Source organism: Ruegeria sp. ABF4_144, assembly GCF_056160045.1.
Genome location: NZ_JBSWWK010000001.1, coordinates 1683982 through 1702582 on the forward strand (window position 1 = coordinate 1683982; position 18601 = coordinate 1702582).

At 58.9% G+C, this 18601-nt stretch carries 19 protein-coding genes; 10 read left to right on the forward strand and 9 right to left on the reverse strand.

Features of this window, described 5'->3' with window-relative positions; genetic code table 11:
* Positions 1 to 39: 39 nt before the first annotated feature.
* On the forward strand, positions 40 to 1212 hold the full coding sequence (locus tag ACXAGD_RS08565) for a cytochrome P450 (RefSeq protein ID WP_475209664.1): 1173 nt from the start codon (positions 40 to 42) through the stop codon (positions 1210 to 1212).
* Between the two features lie 6 nt (positions 1213 to 1218).
* On the opposite strand, the gene ACXAGD_RS08570 is transcribed toward ACXAGD_RS08565, so the two are convergent.
* The gene (locus tag ACXAGD_RS08570; protein WP_170442447.1) at positions 1219 to 1698 is read right to left on the reverse strand and encodes an Lrp/AsnC family transcriptional regulator; all 480 of its coding nucleotides are present in this window, start codon (positions 1696 to 1698) and stop codon (positions 1219 to 1221) included.
* A gap of 140 nt (positions 1699 to 1838) precedes the next feature.
* Here ACXAGD_RS08570 and cobA point away from each other — a divergent pair, with 140 nt between their 5' ends.
* From cobA to infC, 7 genes are all read left to right on the forward strand, one after another.
* The gene (cobA, locus tag ACXAGD_RS08575) at positions 1839 to 2615 is read left to right on the forward strand and encodes a uroporphyrinogen-III C-methyltransferase (RefSeq protein ID WP_475209666.1); all 777 of its coding nucleotides are present in this window, start codon (positions 1839 to 1841) and stop codon (positions 2613 to 2615) included.
* Complete coding sequence (locus ACXAGD_RS08580) at positions 2615 to 2929, forward strand: DUF2849 domain-containing protein (RefSeq protein ID WP_475209668.1); 315 nt, start codon at positions 2615 to 2617, stop codon at positions 2927 to 2929. Before cobA ends, ACXAGD_RS08580 begins: the two co-directional genes overlap by 1 nt.
* Before the next feature lie 65 nt (positions 2930 to 2994).
* Positions 2995 to 4659 (forward strand): nitrite/sulfite reductase, encoded by a 1665-nt coding sequence (locus ACXAGD_RS08585; protein WP_475209670.1) that lies wholly within the window; start codon positions 2995 to 2997, stop codon positions 4657 to 4659.
* Positions 4649 to 5410, forward strand: a complete 762-nt coding sequence (locus ACXAGD_RS08590; RefSeq protein ID WP_475209671.1) for a phosphoadenylyl-sulfate reductase — start codon at positions 4649 to 4651, stop codon at positions 5408 to 5410. Before ACXAGD_RS08585 ends, ACXAGD_RS08590 begins: the two co-directional genes overlap by 11 nt.
* Positions 5407 to 5814: a DUF934 domain-containing protein gene (locus ACXAGD_RS08595; RefSeq protein ID WP_475209674.1), complete on the forward strand. Its 408-nt coding sequence runs from the start codon at positions 5407 to 5409 to the stop codon at positions 5812 to 5814. The genes ACXAGD_RS08590 and ACXAGD_RS08595 overlap by 4 nt, the downstream gene beginning before the upstream one ends.
* Positions 5815 to 5921: 107 nt before the next feature.
* Positions 5922 to 6755: a ferredoxin--NADP reductase gene (locus tag ACXAGD_RS08600; protein ID WP_475209677.1), complete on the forward strand. Its 834-nt coding sequence runs from the start codon at positions 5922 to 5924 to the stop codon at positions 6753 to 6755.
* A 246-nt stretch (positions 6756 to 7001) separates the two neighbouring features.
* A complete protein-coding gene (gene infC, locus ACXAGD_RS08605) occupies positions 7002 to 7463 on the forward strand; it encodes a translation initiation factor IF-3 (RefSeq protein WP_438826307.1) in 462 nt (153 codons plus the stop codon).
* A 62-nt stretch (positions 7464 to 7525) separates the two neighbouring features.
* On the opposite strand, the gene ACXAGD_RS08610 is transcribed toward infC, so the two are convergent.
* Together ACXAGD_RS08610 and ACXAGD_RS08615 are read right to left on the reverse strand one after the other, a co-directional pair.
* Entirely contained in the window at positions 7526 to 8842 is a 1317-nt protein-coding gene (locus ACXAGD_RS08610; RefSeq protein WP_475209679.1) for an aspartate aminotransferase family protein, read from the reverse strand.
* On the reverse strand, positions 8839 to 9618 hold the full coding sequence (locus ACXAGD_RS08615) for a beta-keto acid cleavage family enzyme (RefSeq protein WP_475209681.1): 780 nt from the start codon (positions 9616 to 9618) through the stop codon (positions 8839 to 8841). Before ACXAGD_RS08615 ends, ACXAGD_RS08610 begins: the two co-directional genes overlap by 4 nt.
* Positions 9619 to 9707: 89 nt before the next feature.
* Between ACXAGD_RS08615 and ACXAGD_RS08620 the strand changes: the two genes are divergently transcribed.
* Positions 9708 to 10607: a MurR/RpiR family transcriptional regulator gene (locus tag ACXAGD_RS08620; protein ID WP_475209683.1), complete on the forward strand. Its 900-nt coding sequence runs from the start codon at positions 9708 to 9710 to the stop codon at positions 10605 to 10607.
* Positions 10608 to 10650: 43 nt separating this feature from the next.
* Here ACXAGD_RS08620 and ACXAGD_RS08625 read toward each other — a convergent pair whose 3' ends face one another.
* The 5 genes from ACXAGD_RS08625 to ACXAGD_RS08645 all read right to left on the reverse strand — a co-directional run bounded on the left by ACXAGD_RS08625 (position 10651) and on the right by ACXAGD_RS08645 (position 16586).
* Positions 10651 to 11442, reverse strand: a complete 792-nt coding sequence (locus ACXAGD_RS08625) for an FAD binding domain-containing protein (protein ID WP_475209687.1) — start codon at positions 11440 to 11442, stop codon at positions 10651 to 10653.
* A 99-nt stretch (positions 11443 to 11541) separates the two neighbouring features.
* The gene (locus ACXAGD_RS08630; protein ID WP_475209689.1) at positions 11542 to 13902 is read right to left on the reverse strand and encodes a xanthine dehydrogenase family protein molybdopterin-binding subunit; all 2361 of its coding nucleotides are present in this window, start codon (positions 13900 to 13902) and stop codon (positions 11542 to 11544) included.
* Positions 13903 to 13982: 80 nt separating this feature from the next.
* Positions 13983 to 14468 carry a (2Fe-2S)-binding protein gene (locus ACXAGD_RS08635; RefSeq protein ID WP_475209691.1) on the reverse strand — a complete coding sequence of 162 codons (486 nt, stop codon included), beginning with the start codon at positions 14466 to 14468 and terminating at the stop codon, positions 13983 to 13985.
* 151 nt (positions 14469 to 14619) lie between these two features.
* Complete coding sequence (locus ACXAGD_RS08640; protein ID WP_475209693.1) at positions 14620 to 15621, reverse strand: molybdopterin-binding protein; 1002 nt, start codon at positions 15619 to 15621, stop codon at positions 14620 to 14622.
* A complete protein-coding gene (locus tag ACXAGD_RS08645; protein WP_475209695.1) occupies positions 15618 to 16586 on the reverse strand; it encodes an XdhC family protein in 969 nt (322 codons plus the stop codon). The genes ACXAGD_RS08640 and ACXAGD_RS08645 overlap by 4 nt, the downstream gene beginning before the upstream one ends.
* 235 nt (positions 16587 to 16821) lie before the next feature.
* Here ACXAGD_RS08645 and ACXAGD_RS08650 point away from each other — a divergent pair, with 235 nt between their 5' ends.
* Positions 16822 to 17325 carry a hypothetical protein gene (locus ACXAGD_RS08650; RefSeq protein ID WP_475209697.1) on the forward strand — a complete coding sequence of 168 codons (504 nt, stop codon included), beginning with the start codon at positions 16822 to 16824 and terminating at the stop codon, positions 17323 to 17325.
* Here the strand turns inward: ACXAGD_RS08650 and ACXAGD_RS08655 are convergent, their stop codons facing one another.
* Entirely contained in the window at positions 17326 to 18582 is a 1257-nt protein-coding gene (locus ACXAGD_RS08655; protein ID WP_475209700.1) for a vWA domain-containing protein, read from the reverse strand.
* Positions 18583 to 18601 lie beyond the last annotated feature (19 nt).

Below are 18601 nucleotides of genomic sequence, written 5' to 3' on the forward strand. Positions count from 1 at the left end.
GTCTTGCATTCAGCGCGCCGCATGGCAAGTCTGCGCCGCATGAAGACACTAAACCAATCCCCGCTTGATCCGGATTTTGTGCAAAACCCCTATCCGTTTTACGATACGGCTCGGGCCGAAGGAGATTTCGTCTTCTGGAAGGAATACGACAAGGTCTCGGCGGTTTCGTACAGGGCAGTTCAGGCGCTGTTGAAGGACCGTCGATTTGGACGCGAAGCGCCAACGGAACTCAAACGCCCCGGGACTGCGCATCTGGCCGCGTGGCTGACCACCGAAGAAAACTCTTTGCTTGAGGTCGAACCGCCCCGGCATACGCGTATTCGGTCCCTTGTCATGCGGGCCTTTACGTCACGGGCAATCACTGGCCTGGCGCCTTTCGTTCAAGACCTCAGCCACAGGCTGATCGACCAGTTTCCGGACGCACCATTTAATCTGCTAGACGCCTACTGCACGCAGGTTCCGGTCATCACGATCTGCCGCCTTCTCGGCGTCCCCGAGGATATGTCACCCGATCTGTTGCGTTGGTCGCACGCTATGGTCGCAATGTATCAAGCCGGCCGCTCGCGCCAGACCGAAGACGCGGCAGAGACCGCTGCAAAAGACTTCACCGCCTTTCTTGACGACTACATCCAGCAACGCCGCACTGATCCGCGTGACGATCTGATCACGCGCCTGATTGCAGCGGAAGAGGATGGTGAGAAACTCACACATGACGAGCTCATTGCCACCTGCATTCTAGTACTGAACGCAGGGCACGAAGCCACGGTTCATTCGTTGGGCAATGGCGTAAAAACAGTGTTGCAACTGGGGCTTGATCCGAAAAGCTGTGAGTCGAACGGGTTGGTAGAAGAAATTCTTCGCTACGACCCGCCACTGCACATGTTCACACGCTACGCCTATGAAGAGGTCGAGCTTTTAGACCACACCTTCCAACGCGGCGATGAAGTCGCGCTGTTGCTGGGGGCCGCGAACCGGGACCCTGCGATCTGGGCTGATCCGGCGCGGTTCGACCCAACCCGCACTATCGTGACCAATGCCAGTTTCGGTGGTGGCCTGCATTTTTGCGTTGGAGCACCGCTGGCGCGGCTAGAGATGCGGATTGCACTGAAGGCACTGTTCGACCGGTGTCCGAACGTGCACCTAGCCGCGGAACCGGAGTACTCGAACACCTACCATTTCCACGGGCTGACCCGGCTGATGGTGCAGGTCTGAGCAGCTTCAACTTTCGATCAACGCGTTCAGGGGCAGCATGGTGGTGGACTTGATCTCCTCCATCGACAGTAACGCGGTGACATTGTGGACACGCACCTCGGAAATCAGAGTCTGATAGAATTCGTCATAGGCCCGGGCGTTCTTAACCCGAACCTTGAGGATATAGTCAATGTCGCCCGCCAGTCGGTGCGCCTCTTGTACTTCAGGACGATCGCGAAGGGCTTTGAGGAACTTACGCTGCCAATCGGCCTCGTGCTCAGAGGTGCGGATCAGAACGAAAAATGTGGCCTCAAACCCCAGCGCTTCAGCATCCAGCAGAACGGTCTGTTGACCGATGACTCCGGCCCCTTTCAGCTTGCGAATGCGATTCCAAACAGGCGTCTTGGAACTGCCAACGCGCGCTGCTATTTCGTCAAGCGATTGGCTGGCGTCGCGCTGTAGCTCGACCAGAATTTTCCGATCCGTGTCATCAATCCGCACCGACATTCCAATTTCCTCTTCGTTTCGAAACCGACGTCCCACACAGAGGCCCTGGAGGAACGTTTGTTCTTATTTATGCGCCCATATGGCGCAATACCGGGAATATTTCCTATATTGCAGGTCAAGTCAAACAAGCGGAACGGAACATGCAAACGACGCAACCATATGATGGCACAGGGCACGTCGACTTTGTCGGCGCGGGTCCGGGCGATCCGTATTTGCTGACGCTCAAGGCGTTGAACGCTTTCGAGCGTGCTGATGTCGTGCTGCATGACCGCCTGATCAGCGCCGAGGTTTTGGAACTGGCTGGCAAGTCCGCCGTTCTGGTCGATGTCGGTAAGGCAGGCTTTGGTCCCTCTTGGAAACAGGAAGATATAGACGCGCTTTTGGTCGACTATGCCGTGAAAGGTCACCGTGTTGTGCGCTTGAAATCCGGCGACCCCACCGTCTTTGGTCGCCTGGATGAAGAGATCGAGGCAGTCGAGGCTGCAGGCATCTCGTGGCGGATCGTGCCTGGCATCACCGCGGCATCGGCTGCGGTTGCGGAGATCGGTCAAAGCCTGACCCGCCGAGGCCGCAACTCGTCGGTACGGTTCCTGACCGGGCACGACATGAAAGGATTTGCCGATCACGACTGGACAGCGCTGGCACGCCCCGGTTCTGTCGCGGCGATCTATATGGGCAAGAAATCGGCCCGCTTCATTCAGGGCCGCCTAATTATGCACGGTGCTGACCGCGAAACACCGGTGACGCTGGTGGAAAACGCATCGCGCGCCGATCAGCGCATTCTGGAAACCAATCTGGACCAACTGCCAAATGATCTGACCGCCGCCGAGATGGACGGCCCCACCCTGACCTTTTATGGCCTCGCGCCGCGCCAAGCGGCCAAGGCCCTGACCGAATTCAAGAAGGAGCACGCCTGATGGCCCGCGCTTTTACTCCCAAAGTGGTCACCGCCAACGATCTGTTGGAAGGCGACGTTATTTATCAAACCGAAGACGACCGCTGGTCGCGTGAGCTGTCCGAAGCCGAGTTGATCACGGATGAAGCCCACGCACAGGTTCGCCTGCTGGACGCCACCCGTCAGGCCAGCAAGATCGTCGGCGCTTACCTGGCCGACGCCGTCGCCGGCGATAACGGCCCCGAACCCACTCATTTCCGCGAGGAGTTCCGCCGCACCGGACCCTCGAACTATGCCCACGGCAAGCAGGAAACAGCAACGCAGCCCCGGGCCTAACCCTCGGCCCTCTCTCTCCCCTTCATGGCCCCAAGGTTCGGGGCTGCAATCAAGGACAGCTAATCATGTATCGCTACTCCGAGTTCGACACAGCATTTTTGGCAGAACGTAACGCGCAGTTCCGCGCGCAGGTCGAGCGCCGCATTGACGGCTCGCTGACCGAAGACGAATTCAAACCTCTGCGCCTGATGAACGGTCTGTATCTGCAGCTGCACGCTTACATGCTGCGGGTCGCGATTCCCTATGGCACGCTGAACAGCGCGCAGATGCGTCAGTTGGCCCTTTTGGCTGAAAAGTGGGACAAGGGTTATGGCCACTTCACCACTCGTCAGAACATCCAGTACAACTGGCCGAAACTGAACGATGTGCCGGATATGCTGGACGCGCTGGCTGAAGTTGGCATGCACGCCATTCAGACCTCGGGCAACACCATCCGCAACGTGACCGCCGACCATTTCGCCGGAGCTGCGGCGGATGAGGTCGCTGACCCGCGCCCTTATGCTGAACTGCTGCGCCAGTGGTCGACCGATCACCCGGAATTCCAGTTCATGCCGCGTAAGTTCAAGATCGCCATCACCGGCTCGGAAAACGACCGCGCCGTGATCAAAGCGCACGATATCGGCCTGCAACTGGTCGAACGTGACGGCGTTCTGGGTGCCCGCGTCATCGTGGGTGGTGGCCTGGGCCGTACGCCGATGATTGGCAAAGAACTGTCCGAGTTCGTCGCATTTGACGACCTGCTGGCCTACTTGGAAGCCACCGTTTCCGTTTGGAACCAGATCGGCCGCCGCGACAACAAATACAAGGCGCGCATTAAGATCACCGTGCACGAAAATGGCATCGACACCATCCGCGCCAAGGTCAACGAGCGTTTCTTGCAGGTCCGCCCGCAGTTCAAAGGTGCCGACATGAACCTGTTGGAAGAGATCAAGGGTCACTTTGCTGCGCCCGACTTCCGTCAGGGCTCGGTTGCGTCGTTCGAAAGTGCGTATACCAACGAGCCGGTCTTCCGGTCGTGGGTCGACACCAACATCGCGCCGCACAAAAACGCGGACCACGCGATCGTCACGATCTCGATCAAAAAGCATGGCCAGACTCCGGGTGATGCAACTGCCGAGCAGATGCGCGTAATGGCCGATCTGGCCGAAGAGTTCGCCTATGACGAATTGCGCATCAGCCACGAGCAGAACGTGATCCTGCCGCACGTGCACAAGTCGGACCTGCCCGCGATCCACGCCAAGCTGAAGGAACACGAACTGGCGACCGCCAATATCGGCCTAATCAGCGACATCATCGCCTGCCCCGGCATGGATTACTGCGCGCTGGCGACGGCTCGTTCGATCCCGGTGGCGCAAGAAATCGCAACCCGTTTCGAAGACCTGAAGCTGGAGCATGATATCGGTCACCTGAAGATCAAGATTTCGGGCTGTATCAACGCGTGTGGTCACCACCACGTGGGCCACATCGGCATCCTGGGTTTGGATCGTGCCGGTGTCGAGAACTACCAGATCACTCTGGGTGGTGACGGCACCGAGAACGCGGCTATTGGCGACCGCACCGGCCCGGGCTTTGCCTATGATGAGATCGTGCCTGCGGTTGAACGCATCGTCGACACATATCTGGAACAACGCGAAAGCAGCGAGGAAACATTCCTGCAGACCTATCGTCGGGTAGGCATGGCGCCGTTCAAAGCGGCCCTCTACCCCGAGGCGCAGGCAAATGCCGCTTGACCTGATCCAGACGGAACTTGGTAAAGACCGCGCTGAACTGACCGAAACGGTCAACACGCTGAACGCCCGGTTCCGCCATCATTCGGCGCATGATGTGATGCATGGTGCCATTGAAGAGATCGAAGAGCTTGCTCTGGTCTCGAGCTTTGGCGCGGAATCAGTAGTGTTGCTGCATATGGCAGCGGTGGTAGACAAGATGACCCCGGTGCTCTTCGTGGACACCCAGATGCTGTTCACCGAAACGCTGGAATACCAGCAGGAAGTGAGCGAACGCCTGGGTCTGAAAAACGTCCACGTCATCCGCGCCGAGGATGAGGACGTGCAGCGCGAAGACCCCTATGGCGCATTGCGCCTGCGGGACACGGATGCATGCTGCAATCTGCGCAAGACCTTCCCGCTGCAAAAGGCTCTGGCGGGGTACGATGGTTGGATTACTGGACGCAAACGGTTCCAGTCGGGCACCCGCGCCGAGCTCGATTTTTTTGAAGTCGAGGACGGCACAGGTCGGATCAAGGTCAACCCGCTGGCCCATTGGGCGCCCGAGGACGTGCGCGCCTATATGGATGAAAACAACCTGCCCCGGCATCCGCTGGTGGCAAAAGGATACCCTTCGATCGGCTGTGCACCCTGCACCTCGCCGGTCAAAGAAGGCGAAGACCCACGCGCCGGGCGCTGGCGCGATCAGAACAAAGAAGAATGCGGCATCCATTTTGTCGATGGCAAGATGGTGCGCGCCGGAGAGAAAACATGAACGTAATCGTATCGGATACCGGGTTTGCCCCCGATGACTGGACCGACGGCTTTGTCACGCTGGAAGACGCGGCCAATGATGTGGTCGCGCTGGATGTGGCCTCGGACACTGACCCTGACGAATTGATTGATCGTCTGGGCAGCGCGCAAATGGTGCGCGTGGACTTCCCATCCTCGGCGGATGGGCGCGGCTTTACCATTGCCCGCGTTCTGAGGCTGAAGGGGTTTACCGGCCGCCTGCGCGCCAAAGGGCACGTGCTGGCCGACCAATACGCCATGGCCCGCCGCAGCGGCTTTGACGAGGTCGAAATCGACGACTCTCTGGCCGCCCGTCAGCCCGAGGATCAGTGGTTGGCTCGTGCCAACTGGAAAGACCACAGCTATCAGGCTCGCCTGCGCGGTTAAGGCCGCCACCGCCAGCTAGCAAAAGGACGTAGGGGCAATTGCCCCTTTTCCTGACTTGGATCAAAGATTAAACGGAGATGTCGGTTTAACTCACCGGCAGTGAAACGATGACAGAGATGAAGCCCGTGACCGAAGCAACCGCCGTTAAGGCCCCCGTTCTGCCGGACGCGCAGACCGTCAAAGAAGTGAAACATTGGACCGACAGCCTGTTCTCGTTCAAGGTGTCGCGCCCAGCCTCGCTGCGGTTCCGCTCGGGCGAGTTCGTGATGATCGGTCTGCTGGGTGACAACGGCAAACCGCTGCTGCGCGCTTATTCGATTGCTTCGCCGTCTTGGGACGAAGAGCTGGAGTTCTACTCGATCAAGGTGCAGGACGGCCCGCTGACGTCGAAATTGCAGCACATCAAACCCGGCGATCAAATCATTCTGCGGCCCAAGCCTGTTGGCACACTGGTTCACGACGCCTTGCTGCCCGGCAAGCGCCTGTGGTTCTTTGCCACCGGAACCGGCTTTGCGCCGTTTGCATCCCTGCTGCGTGAGCCGCAGACCTATGAGGATTATGATGAGGTCATCATCACCCATACCTGCCGTGAAGTGGCGGAACTGGAATATGGTCGTCAGTTGATCGAAAACATCCGCCAGGACGAAATGCTGGCCGAGCTTATCGGCGAAGGCTTTGCCGACAAGATCCGTTACTACCCGACCACCACTCGGGAAGAGAGCCCCAAGATGGGCCGTATCACAGACCTGCTGAAAGACGGCACCGTGTTTGCCGATCTGGGTATTGAGGGTGGTATTAAGCCGGAAACCGACCGCGCCATGGTCTGCGGTTCGCTGGCCTTCAACTTGGACATCAAGGCCATTTTGGAAGAATTCGACCTGCGCGAAGGTGCCAATTCCGAGCCCAAGGAATTCGTGATCGAAAAGGCCTTTGTCGGCTGATCCAATCGCGCGGGCCACTGGAATGGCCATGGCCCGCGCATAAACCTGCTGTTAAACCTGATTTATTGAGCCGTTTCGGCAAGGTTGGCGCTTGAATCAAGACGCACAGCAGTCTAAATTCCGGGCTCGAAATTCTGCAATTATCAAAGGAATGAACCCATAGCCCGCAGACCTCACAACGCGCCGCCGCAACGAGACACCGGCCCGCGCGTCAATGAAAAGATCCGTGCCCCCGAAATTCGCCTGATTGGCGCCGAAGGCGAAAACGTCGGGGTGGTTCATCCCGCCAAAGCCATGCAGATGGCCGCAGATGCCGGACTTGATCTGGTTGAGATTTCGCCCAACGCGAACCCGCCGGTCTGCAAAATCATGGACTTTGGAAAGTTCAAGTATGAGCAGCAGAAGCGCGAAAGCGAAGCTCGAAAGAAGCAAAAGATCATCGAGGTGAAAGAGGTCAAATTCCGACCAAACACCGACACGCACGACTACGATGTCAAAATGCGGAATGTGTTCAAGTTTCTTGAGAACGGCGACAAGGTCAAAGTCACTTTGCGTTTCCGCGGCCGCGAGATGGCGCACCAGAACTTGGGACGTGAACTTCTGGAGCGTGTGGCAGCCGATACCAAGGAAATCGGCAAGGTTGAAAACATGCCGAAGATGGAAGGCCGTCAGATGATCATGATGATCGGCCCTCTGCCGCAGAAATAAGGTTTTAGTCGACCGAAATTTCAAAGCCCCCTCATTTGAGGGGGCTTTTCTTTTTCGGTCCGTCAGATCACCGCCGATAACGCCTTACTCAGCTTTCCGACCAACTCGTCGATCTGTGCCTCTTCGATGATGAATGGCGGCGCCAACAGGATGTGGTCCCCCAGCCGACCATCCCGTGTTCCGGACATCGGGTAGCAGATCAGACCTTCGGCCAGCGCGGCCTTTTTGATCCTCCCCGCCACACTGAGTGCCGGGTCGAACGGCGTTTTGGTATCGCGGTCTGCGACCAACTCAATACCCCGGAACAAACCACGGCCCCGAATGTCCCCGACATTGGAATGCTGTCCTAACGCAGCCTCAAGAGCCGATTGCAGCTTTTCGCCCATGACACCCGCCCTTGTGGGCAAATCACGCTGGGTCAATTCGTGCACAACGGCCAGTGCCGCCGCCGTAGCGACCGGGTGGCCAATGTACGTGTGACCATGCTGAAAGAACCCGGACCCGTCGCGAATGGCCTCGTAAATCCGATCCGTGCACATCATCGCACCAATCGGTTGATACCCTGCCCCCAAGCCCTTGGCGATGCAGAGAATATCAGGAGCAACTCCGTCGTGGTCACAAGCGAAAAGATGCCCCGTCCGGCCCATACCGCACATGACCTCATCCAGAATCAGCAGCACGCCATACTGGTTGCAGATTTCGCGGATGCGTTTGAAATACCCCTCGACCGCGGGAACCGCTCCCAAGGTCGCCCCCACGACCGGTTCAGCCATGAAGGCCATCACGGTCTCGGGGCCCAGCCGCAGGATTTCGGCCTCCAACTCATTGGCGACACGTTGACCGTACTCATGGCTGCTCTCGCCGTCGGCTTTTTCCGCGTATTCATAGCAAGGTGCGATATGGGTCATGTCGATCAGCATCGGCGCAAACTGCGCCCGTCGCCATGCGTTCCCTCCGGCCGACAACGCGCCCAGAGTGTTGCCGTGATAGCTTTGCCGCCGGGCGATCACATGCCGCCGCTCAGGCTGCCCGATCTCAAGGAAATATTGCCGCGCCAGTTTGATCGCTGCCTCGGTCGCCTCGGACCCGCCCGAAACGAAATACACCCGATCCAGAGCGCCCGGAGCCCGCGCGACCAGCAGATCCGCCAACGCTTCGGCCGGCTCAGACGTCATGAAGCCAGTATGAGCAAACGCGATCTTCTCGACCTGCTGCTGCACTGCGCTGATCACTGCCGGATCTGAATGCCCCAAACAGGACACAGCGGCATCCCCGCAGTCCAAGTACCGGCGACCCTTCGCGTCGATCAGATAGCAGCCGTCTCCCCCAACTGCGATAGGCAGGTATGATTTCGTGTGGCGCGGAAAAATATGGCTCATTTGACTGCCCCTTCCAACATGGCAACAAGCGCCGTCACCGACGCGGCATTGTCTTTCCAAAGGTTTCTATACTGATCGGTCAGACTGTTTTCAAACCCGACGCGAACATCTCCGCCCCGTCTCGCAGCGTAGGCCAAACACGCATGTTCCTGCGCTCCAAATGCGCAAACCATCCGAGGGGAAACATCCGTCGGGAACTTGTCCAAGTCCGTGGGTGAGGATTGCTGACCTGACGTATATCGCCCGAGAACCAACAGGCGATCCACCTGCCCATCGCGCACAATACCCACCTTTTGCCACTGCGTCAGCAACGCGGCGTCTTCGGCATCATAGAGAATATGCTGCACCCTCGTTCCCTGCTCGGCGCACAGTCCGTATACCCGCGGCGCCATTTCGGGCGATCGCGCAATTTCCCGAACAGAAATCGAGGCCCAACCCGGCTGCACCTCCTCCAGACATGCCAACTGGGCCGCCACCTCGAAAACGCCCGCAGCCTCGGTCGTGATCTGGACATCCATTTCGGGAACCGCCCTTTGCAGCTCGGCCATCGTTTCAAGATATTGGCCAGCGTCCAGAGAATGCTGTCCCTGCTTGTCGCGAATATGCAAGTGCAGCCCATGCGCACCGGCTGCGAAACAAGCGCCGGCAGTATCCACGATCTGATCGATTGAGACGGGCAGCTCAGGATGATCCGACGGCCCGCGCCGCGCACCATTCGGTGCGACCAGCACATAGGGGCGACGAACGATTTCGATTTTTGCGTGCGTGTCGGACATGCTCATTCCTCGGGTAACACCTGCCATCTAATCCAGCGCATGGCGTTTTTTACTTGTTATCTTCATAACATTTGTTTTTTTCTTCTCGAATGGGAAACACTCCAAACCAAATCACCGACCGACTGCGTGATGATATCGAACGGCTGCCTTCTGCCTTGCAGGCAGCGGCCAAATACATCATCGACCATCCCGGAGATTTCGGCCTCGACCCGATCCGCACCACTTCAGCCAGAATTGGCGTCAGCTCGAATGTTCTGGTCCGTTTGGCAACGCGCATGGGGTTTGACAGTTTCGAGGCGTTTCGTGCTCCGTTCCGGCACGCATTGGTCACAGACCGAGAAAACGAATTGGGACAGGAATGGCTGAGCACGCTGCAAACCGAGGACGCATTCAGCGCAACGCAGGCCAAACTGGCACAAAACGAACAAAACGTCGTTGCCCGATCCCTGCGTCTGATGAAACCCGAAAAGACCCGCGAAGCTGTCCAGCACATCACCGCATCGCGCAGATGTTTCGTGACGGCAACCCGAGCAAGTTACGCACTGGCCTATTACTTTTCCTATACGGGTCGAATGGCGTATCCGGGTATCCAACTGGTGCCGCGTCATATCGGGTCAGCCGCGGATGACCTGCTGGACGCTGACCAAAACGATTGCCTCGTCGCCATCACCGTGCAGCCTTATTCCGCGGACACCATCCAATCGATGCGTTTCGCAAAACAACAAGGCCTGCGCCTGATCCTGATCTCAGACAGCGACGTGATCGCCCCCGGGGTGGAACCTGACGTTGCCTTCACCGTCAGCACCCGTGCACTGTACCCATTTTCCTGCTTCACCGGAGCCATGGCTGTTCTGGAATGCCTGCTAGGCCACCTCTTCGATGCAGGGGGCAACACAGCGCGACAGCGGATTGAAGCTTACCAAAAAGCACGTGAGGATACCGGGGCCTATTGGCAACCCGCAAAACCGCCAAGACTGCGCCGCACGTAAAAAGCCCCGGGGTTTCACCGGGGCTTTGGTTAATTGTTGCGTCTTACATACAGGCGTCGACAGCCCGTTTGGTCATGACGCCAACCAGATGGGCGCGATATTCCTTGCTGCCATGCAAATCGGCAATCATGTTGGCCGGATTGATGCGCAAATCCATTAACGCATCTGAACGGAACTCTTTGTTCAGCGCCTCCTCTGCTTCGGACCAACGAAACACGCCATCCTCGCTTGCACCGGTGACTGCAACGCGAACACCATCCGCAAATCGCGCCACGTATACGCCCACCAAAGCAAACCGTGAGGCTGGTTGCAGGAACTTCTGATAGTTGGCCGCCTGCGGAACAGGGAACCGGACCGAGGTGATGATCTCACCCTCGTCCAAAGCGGTCGTGAACATGCCTTCAAAGAAGTCATCGGCTGCGATCTCGCGCGTATTGGTCACAACCGTCGCACCCGAACCCAAAACCCCCGCAGGATAACACGCTGCCGGATCGTTGTTGGCAATCGACCCGCCGATGGTCCCACGATTGCGCACTGCCGGATCACCGATCTGTCCCGCCAACGCAGCGATAGCCGGATAGCTGCCTGCCGCCTCGGATGCGACCGCAGCATGGGTGGTCGCACCGCCAACAGCCACTGACCCATCATCTTCGACGCAGACACCCTTCATTTCGGCAATTCCGCTTACCGACACCAGCGTGGACGGTGCGGCCAGTCGCTGCTTCAGCGTCGGGATCAGCGTCTGACCGCCCCCCAACGCCTGCGCATCCTCGGCCCCCAACGCGGCAACCGCATCAGCAATGGTCGAGGGTTTCTCAAACTCGAAATTGTACATTTCGTTTTCCTTTCCGAAAGGCGCGGATCCGCCCTTCATCTGGCTATAAATATCCCGGGGAGCGCGAGGAGCTGGCCCCTCGCACCCCAACCTCTCAACTCAGCTGTTCATCGCCGCCCAGACGCGCGACGGGCTTACCGGCATGTCGATGTGATCGATCGCCTTACCGCCCGAATTCATCGCATCCAGAACCGCATTGACCACCGCTGGCGGCGAGCCAATCGCACCGGCCTCACCACAACCCTTCACCCCCAGCGGGTTGTGGGTACAGGGCGTCTGGCTGGAATGATCCACACCATAGAACGGCACATCGTCCGCGCGGGGCATTGCGTAATCCATGAAGGAAGCGCTTAGAAGTTGGCCGTTCTCGTCATAGGCACAGTTCTCAAGCAGAGCCTGCCCAATGCCCTGACCGATACCGCCATGCACCTGACCATCCACGATCATCGGATTGACGATGTTTCCAAAGTCATCGGCAGCAGTGAAGGCCTCGATGGTGACTTGACCGGTCTCGGGGTCGACCTCGACCTCACAAGCATAGGCGCCAGCCGGGAAGGTAAAGTTGGCCGGATCGTAAAACGCGGTCTCCTCCAACCCAGGCTCAACTTCCAGGGGATAGTTATGCGGCACATAAGCCGTCAGGGTCACATCACCCCAGGCCACCGACTTGTCGGTGCCCGCAACGCTGAATTGGCCGTCCTTCAACTCGATATCCGCCTCGGAGGCTTCCAGTAGATGGGCCGCGATCCGCTTGGCTTTCTCAATCACCTTCTCGGTCGCCTTGACCATGGCCGAGCCACAGACCGCAAGCGAGCGCGAGCCATAGGTGCCCATACCGAACGGGATCTTCGAGGTATCGCCATGCACAATCTCGACCATCGATTCATCAATGCCGATCATGTCCGCCACAACCTGCGGGAAAGCGGTCTCATGGCCCTGCCCGTGACTGTGCGCTCCGACCATAACGCTGATCGATCCTGTGGCGTTCACTCGTACGGTTGCCGCATCATAAAGACCCGCGCGGGCCCCCAGCATGCCGACGATGTTCGAAGGCGCGATGCCGCAGGCCTCAATATAGCAATTGATGCCCAGACCGCGCAGCTTGCCTTTTGCTTCGCTTTCCGCACGACGCGCGGCAAAGCCAGCCAGATCGGCGGCAGCCTCAAGCTTGTCCATCGTCCCGTTGTAATCCCCGGTGTCATAGGTCAGCGCGACTGGCGTGTCATACGGGAACTGAGTGACAAAGTTCTGGCGGCGCAGCGCAATCGGATCGACGCCCAGCTCACGCGCAGCCTTGTCGACGACACGCTCCAACTGGTAGGTCGCCTCAGGACGACCCGCGCCGCGATAGGCATCTACTGGTACCGTATTGGTGAACATCGCCTTCACGTTCACCTGAATGACCGGTGTCTTGTAGTTGCCTGCCATCAAGGTACCGTGCAGCCATGTGGGCACGGAACTGGAGAAGGTCGACAGATAAGCCCCCAGATTGGCGTAGGTGTTGGTGCGCAAGCCGATAAAGTTGTTATCGGCATCCAGCGCCAGTTCAATCTTGCTGACATGATCGCGACCATGGGCATCCGACATGAACGCCTCGGACCGGCTGGAGGTCCACTTCACAGGCCGGTTGCAGGCCTTGGCGGCAAAAGTACAAAACGCCTCTTCAGCGTAGTGGAAAATCTTGGTGCCAAATCCGCCGCCCACATCCGGGGCCACGACACGCACTTTGTGTTCGGGCAGGCCCAGAACAAAAGCGCACATCAGCAGGCGGATCACATGCGGATTCTGTGAGGTTGTATAGAGCGTGTACTCATCCGTGCCGCGCTTGTACTCACCCACCGCCACGCGCGGTTCCATCGGGTTGGCGACCAGGCGGTTGTTCACCAGATCCAGCGTGGTCACATGGGCCGCATTGGCAAAGACCTCATTGACCTTTGCGTCATCGGTCTCACCCAGTTGCCAGTCATAGCAGATGTTGTTCTTCAGATCTTCGTGGATCAGAGTCGCGCCGTCCTGCGCGGCTGCCTTCATGTCGATCACGGCAGGCAGCTCTTCGATATCCACGTCGATTGCCTCAGCCGCATCACGGGCTTGCTCAAGGCTATCGGCCACAACCGCCGCGATCGGGTCGCCCACATGGCGGACCTTGCCTTGCGCTAGAATTGGGTGCGGCGGTTCTTGCATCGGCGCGCCGTGCTTGTCGGTCACCTCCCAGCCGCAGGGCATTCCGCCTACGCCTTCAAAGTCTTTGCCTGTGAACACCTTGACCACGCCAGGCATACGTTCGGCGGCTGAGGTGTCTACGGATTTGATCCGGCCATGCGCGATGTCGGACCGTAGAAAATGCACGTAGGCCTGGCCATGTACGTTGATGTCGTCGGTGTAATTGCCCGCTCCGGTCAGAAAGCGGACGTCTTCGCGCCGCTTGGAACTGGCTCCGATGCCACTGTCTTTGGGCATTGCTTGTTCTCCTCCCATAAACGGATGCTTGTGCACCCTATGTCATCCCACGGGCGTCTCCTCTTACGCCCGCAGTGGCATTATTCGGCAGCGATGCTGCCTGCGTCCTGACCTGATGCGGCCATGATCGCCTTGACGATGTTGTGATACCCGGTGCAGCGGCACAGATTGCCTTCCAGATACTTACGGATCTCTGCTTCGGTTGGGCGCGGGTTCTCTTTCAACAACGCCGCTGCACTCATGACCATGCCCGGTGTGCAGAAACCACATTGAAGACCGTGGTGGTCCTGAAACGCCTGCTGGATGACGTTCAGCGAGCCATCAGCGTTTGCCTGACCTTCGATCGTGCCAACATCGGCCCCATCAGCCTCGAGCGCCAGCATGTTGCAGGATTTGACCGCCTCACCATCCACATGAACCACACACGCACCACATTGCGCGGTATCGCAGCCCACATGGGTTCCGGTCAGCGACAGGTGATCACGCAGAAAGCTGGACAGCAGCGTCCGGCCCTCGACATCACCGCTCACGGATTTCCCGTTCACGGTCATTGAGACCTGTGTCATATGTTCCTCCCAAAATGAAACTCTCCCTACGCCGAGTTAAACACGGGAAAATTTGTTTGAGAACAAAAATATTTAGCGACCGTTTTGGTCAGCTTGCCGGACAATCACCAACATCTATTTCGTTGAACCGGAAAGGCAAATAACCGCCACGTTATCCCTTGCGCCCTGCCCTTGGCTGCGGCCGCGTCGGGATTTCCTTGAGCAACCCGCCAACCCCCATCGCCGCAATATCTGAGCCGGTCGTTTCGATACCGCAGGCAACACGCGACAAGACCCAATCGGCGCCGTTCAACGCCGGAGACCGCGCGCATCCCGGCAACCCTATGACGGGGCGCTGGCCCAGAGATCCAAGAAACAGCAGGTTCCCCGGATCAACCGGCATGCCGAAACGGTCGACCTGCCCACCTGCAGCGCGCACTGCCTCGGGGGCCACGTCAGACACATCCGAGGTGGCCGAGCCGGTCAAAACCATCAACACATCGCCATGCGCTTCTCCGATAGCGGTCGCAAGGGCCTCGGTCTGGTGCGGGACAATTCGCACATCGGCCAGCTCTAGCCCAAGGGCCTCTACCCGCCCCTGAATTGCGGCGATGCCTTTTTCGTTCGGTGGTCCGCCGGGTATATCGGTTACCACCAACCCGGCGTTTCGGTAGACCGGTTTGGCCAGACGGACCGCACCTTTGGCCAGACGCGATACCTCAAGAACGTCTCCGCCCGGCACGGCGTAGGAAATCACCTTGATCGTCGCGACCATGCCGCCTGCGCTCATCTGCTGGTATTGGGGTACGGTGGCCACGGTTATCATCGGATTGACCTGGTTGAACGCCTCGAGCGCCGCGATATCCAGCACCGCAACCCCGGGGCCATCCGCCAACAGGTTCACCCGACCCGTGAAGGGGTGTGTCACCCGCAAAGCGGCGGCTTTGGGGTCGGGAACCAAAGCGTCAGCCAACATACCGGCCGCATCGTCTTCGTGGCAATCGCCGGGCGCTAGACGGGCAACCGTAACGGAACTGTGCCCGGCATCGGTCAATACCTTTTGATGCTCGGCCGTCAACATGAGGCCCTTGCGCAGTTTGGTATCTCCGGCCTTTACGGAATGCGCCAGAATTGCGCCGGCGGCCTGATCGACGGGAACGGGGCCGAACTTCACGCCTTGCCCCGCAATACAGCCGTCATTTGCGCCAGAATGGACACCGCGATTTCCGATGGGTCCGCAGCACCGATGTCCAGACCGATCGGCCCGTGAATGCGTGTAATCTGCTCATCGGTGAACCCCGCCTCTTTCATTCGTGTCACGCGTTTTGCATGGGTGCGGGTCGAGCCTAGAGCGCCGATATAGAACACGCCCGCCTGAAGCGCCGATTGCAGGGCCGGGTCGTCCAATTTGGGGTCATGGGTCAACAGTACAATCGCCGTCCGTGAGTCCATCCCCAGCTTGGCAACGGCTTCGTCCGGCCAGTCGGTCAGGATCGTTTCACCTGGAAAGCGCGCGCTGGATGCAAAAGCATCGCGTGGGTCGATGATGGCCGGGTCGTATCCGGCGATCCGCGCCATCGGCACCAGCGCCTGCGCGATATGCACGGCACCTACGATGATCAACCGCAGCGGCGGGTTGTGCACAGCAACGAAGGTCTGGCCATCCTCCTCAAACCCCGAACGATCCATACGCAGTCGGTTGGCATAGGCATTGCGCCGCAGGGCGCGATGGCCCGTTTCGATGTTCACCTCATAGGCCACAGGCTCACGCCGGGCGCGGGCGTCAACCAATTCGCGCAGCATGGGTTCGGGCAGGACTTTTCCTACCGGCTCGACCAACACGCGGATAGTGCCGCCACAGGCCAGCCCAACGGCAAAGGCGTCCTCGTCGCTGACGCCAAACTCCAACAGCCGCGCCTCGCCCTCGTCGATCGCCTCAAGTGCCTCGACCACGACCGCGCCCTCTACGCACCCGCCTGAGACTGATCCTTCGATGCGGCCGTCCCCGCCAATTACCAACTGAGCGCCCACACGCCGCGGCGCGCTGCCCCAGGTCTCGACCACCGTGGCCAATGCAACAGGTTTTCCATCTTGGAACCAGCGCAGAGCCGTTTCGGGGCTGTTGTCGAATCTGTCCATTGCACCCTCCCGGAGTGTTCAGACCCAACATAGGCAGGTTTGGCCGGATGAAAAGGAACCCAAGTCCTAAGAGGGGATACATCGCATCCAAAGTACCGGACCTTCCGCACAAAGAAGCCCGGACTTATGCAGTTTACGCAAAGGATTGATTGTCAGCTGACCTGATTCTAGCCTACACGCGCAACTGGTGCATTCCAGTATGCGCATATTGTTATTTCACAAAGGAGACAGAGAGTTGAAACGCATTTTTACACTCGGAACGGCAATCGGACTGCTGGCATCGACTGCAGTCAGCGCGGATACTTTCCTGCGCTATGGTGAGGTCGAAGGATGGAAGGTCTTTATTGACGAGGACAAGAAATCCTGCCTGATCGAAGCTGTCGATGACGCTGAAAACGTGGTTCAGATGGGGCTGACCGAAGACCGCAGCGTTGGTTATGTGGGCGTCTTCACCAAGGCCAAGACCGACATCAAGCGTGGCGAGAAGGAAGCTGTGGCCATCCTGCTGGGTGACAACATCTATCTGGGTGAAGCCACCGGTATGAAGGGCAACATCACCAAAGGATACTCTGGCGGTTATGTTCTGTCCGATGACCCTCAGTTCGCCGATGACATCGCCAAGCAGAAAGTCATGGTTGTGTTCCCCGAGAAGGAGTTTGCCTTCACCGTCGATCTGACCGGCACCTACAAGGCCATGGAAATGGCACGTAAGTGCAACGAAGAACAGGTGGGTGGCTAATCACCCCGAAAGCGCGGTCATCAGCCGCGCTTTCTCTCCCACGTCGTCGGGTTGTGAGATCACGGCGGCCAGGTCCTCTAACGAAGCAACCGAGTGACCCGCGCGAAAGCTGTCCGTATGTGGCAGCATCGCCGCCACGCCTTGTGCTTTGGGCGCGAAACCATCCCAGCGCAGCAGCGGATTGAGCCAGATCAGACGCTTGGCCGAAAGGTGCAGCCGCTCCATTTCCTTTCCCAACGCCTCGGGATCGCCCCGATCCAACCCGTCCGAGATCAGTAACACCACTGCGCCCTGCCCCATAACCCTGCGTGACCAGTCGCGGTTGAACGCATGCAGGCATTCCCCGATCCGCGTGCCGCCCTCCCAATCCTGCGCCTCATCTCCGGCGGCGGCCAACGCTGCATCCACGTCTCGCTGTTGCAAATGGCGGGTTATATTGGTCAGACGAGTGCCGAAGGTAAACGCGTGGACCTTGGCCCAACCGGCACCTTTGGCGTTCGAAACCGAGTGCAGGAAATGCAGGATGATCCGGCTGTACTGGCTCATCGAGCCCGAGATATCACATAGCACCACAAGGTTCGGCCAGCGCGGTTTGGGCTTGAGCCGCGCGATTTCGTGCAGCTCTCCGCCTTGGCGCATAGCCGCACGCAAGGTGCGCGCCCGGTCGACGCGGTGGCCCAGATGACTGGCCTGCCCGCGCCTAGAATCGATGGGATTTACCGGCAACGTCAAGCGCGCCAGCATACGCTTAGCCTGAGCGATCTCGGCCGTACTCATCTGCTCGAAATCCAGACTGCGGAGCCGTTCCTCAGACGACGCGGTTTGTGAGGCGTCAATCTCAAGCTCCGTATCTTCCTCGGATTCGGACGTTTCCGGCAGGTCTCGTTCTACGCCATCCAGCAACGCCTCGGCCGCGCGTTTTTCGGCGGCCTCAGCCTTACGCTCCTGCTGCACCCCCCGAATGGCGGGCAGCATCATTGCCATCATGTGTTCCATGTAACGCGGGTCGCGCCAGTAGAGGCGAAAGACCTGTGCAAACACGGTCCGGTGCTCGGGGCGGCTGACGAAACAGGCGTGCAGCGTCCAGTAGAAGTCCCGCTTTTCGGTGAACCCAGCTGCCTGCACGGCCCGGATCGCATCAACCACCCTCCCCGTACCAATCGGCAGCCCAGCCTTGCGCAAGGCCCGTGCAAAATGAGTGATGTTTTGCGCCAGCCTAGGGTTGTCCGGAATATCGAGGGGGAGTTGTTCTGCCATCAGCAGCCAAGGGGGCGCA

Bases quoted from the DNA above. Each gene is read 5' to 3' on its own strand.
- ACXAGD_RS08645 (WP_475209695.1), bottom strand. From the start codon at position 16,586: ATGGACAGATTCGACAACAGCCCCGAAACGGCTCTGCGCTGGTTCCAA.
- ACXAGD_RS08655 (WP_475209700.1), bottom strand. From the start codon at position 18,582: ATGGCAGAACAACTCCCCCTCGATATTCCGGACAACCCTAGGCTGGCG.
- ACXAGD_RS08610 (WP_475209679.1), bottom strand. From the start codon at position 8,842: ATGAGCCATATTTTTCCGCGCCACACGAAATCATACCTGCCTATCGCA.
- ACXAGD_RS08590 (WP_475209671.1), top strand. From the start codon at position 4,649: ATGCCGCTTGACCTGATCCAGACGGAACTTGGTAAAGACCGCGCTGAA.
- ACXAGD_RS08580 (WP_475209668.1), top strand. From the start codon at position 2,615: ATGGCCCGCGCTTTTACTCCCAAAGTGGTCACCGCCAACGATCTGTTG.
- ACXAGD_RS08620 (WP_475209683.1), top strand. From the start codon at position 9,708: ATGGGAAACACTCCAAACCAAATCACCGACCGACTGCGTGATGATATC.
- ACXAGD_RS08635 (WP_475209691.1), bottom strand. From the start codon at position 14,468: ATGACACAGGTCTCAATGACCGTGAACGGGAAATCCGTGAGCGGTGAT.
- cobA (WP_475209666.1), top strand. From the start codon at position 1,839: ATGCAAACGACGCAACCATATGATGGCACAGGGCACGTCGACTTTGTC.
- ACXAGD_RS08585 (WP_475209670.1), top strand. From the start codon at position 2,995: ATGTATCGCTACTCCGAGTTCGACACAGCATTTTTGGCAGAACGTAAC.
- ACXAGD_RS08565 (WP_475209664.1), top strand. From the start codon at position 40: ATGAAGACACTAAACCAATCCCCGCTTGATCCGGATTTTGTGCAAAAC.
- ACXAGD_RS08600 (WP_475209677.1), top strand. From the start codon at position 5,922: ATGACAGAGATGAAGCCCGTGACCGAAGCAACCGCCGTTAAGGCCCCC.
- ACXAGD_RS08615 (WP_475209681.1), bottom strand. From the start codon at position 9,618: ATGTCCGACACGCACGCAAAAATCGAAATCGTTCGTCGCCCCTATGTG.
- ACXAGD_RS08630 (WP_475209689.1), bottom strand. From the start codon at position 13,902: ATGCCCAAAGACAGTGGCATCGGAGCCAGTTCCAAGCGGCGCGAAGAC.
- ACXAGD_RS08595 (WP_475209674.1), top strand. From the start codon at position 5,407: ATGAACGTAATCGTATCGGATACCGGGTTTGCCCCCGATGACTGGACC.
- ACXAGD_RS08625 (WP_475209687.1), bottom strand. From the start codon at position 11,442: ATGTACAATTTCGAGTTTGAGAAACCCTCGACCATTGCTGATGCGGTT.
- ACXAGD_RS08570 (WP_170442447.1), bottom strand. From the start codon at position 1,698: ATGTCGGTGCGGATTGATGACACGGATCGGAAAATTCTGGTCGAGCTA.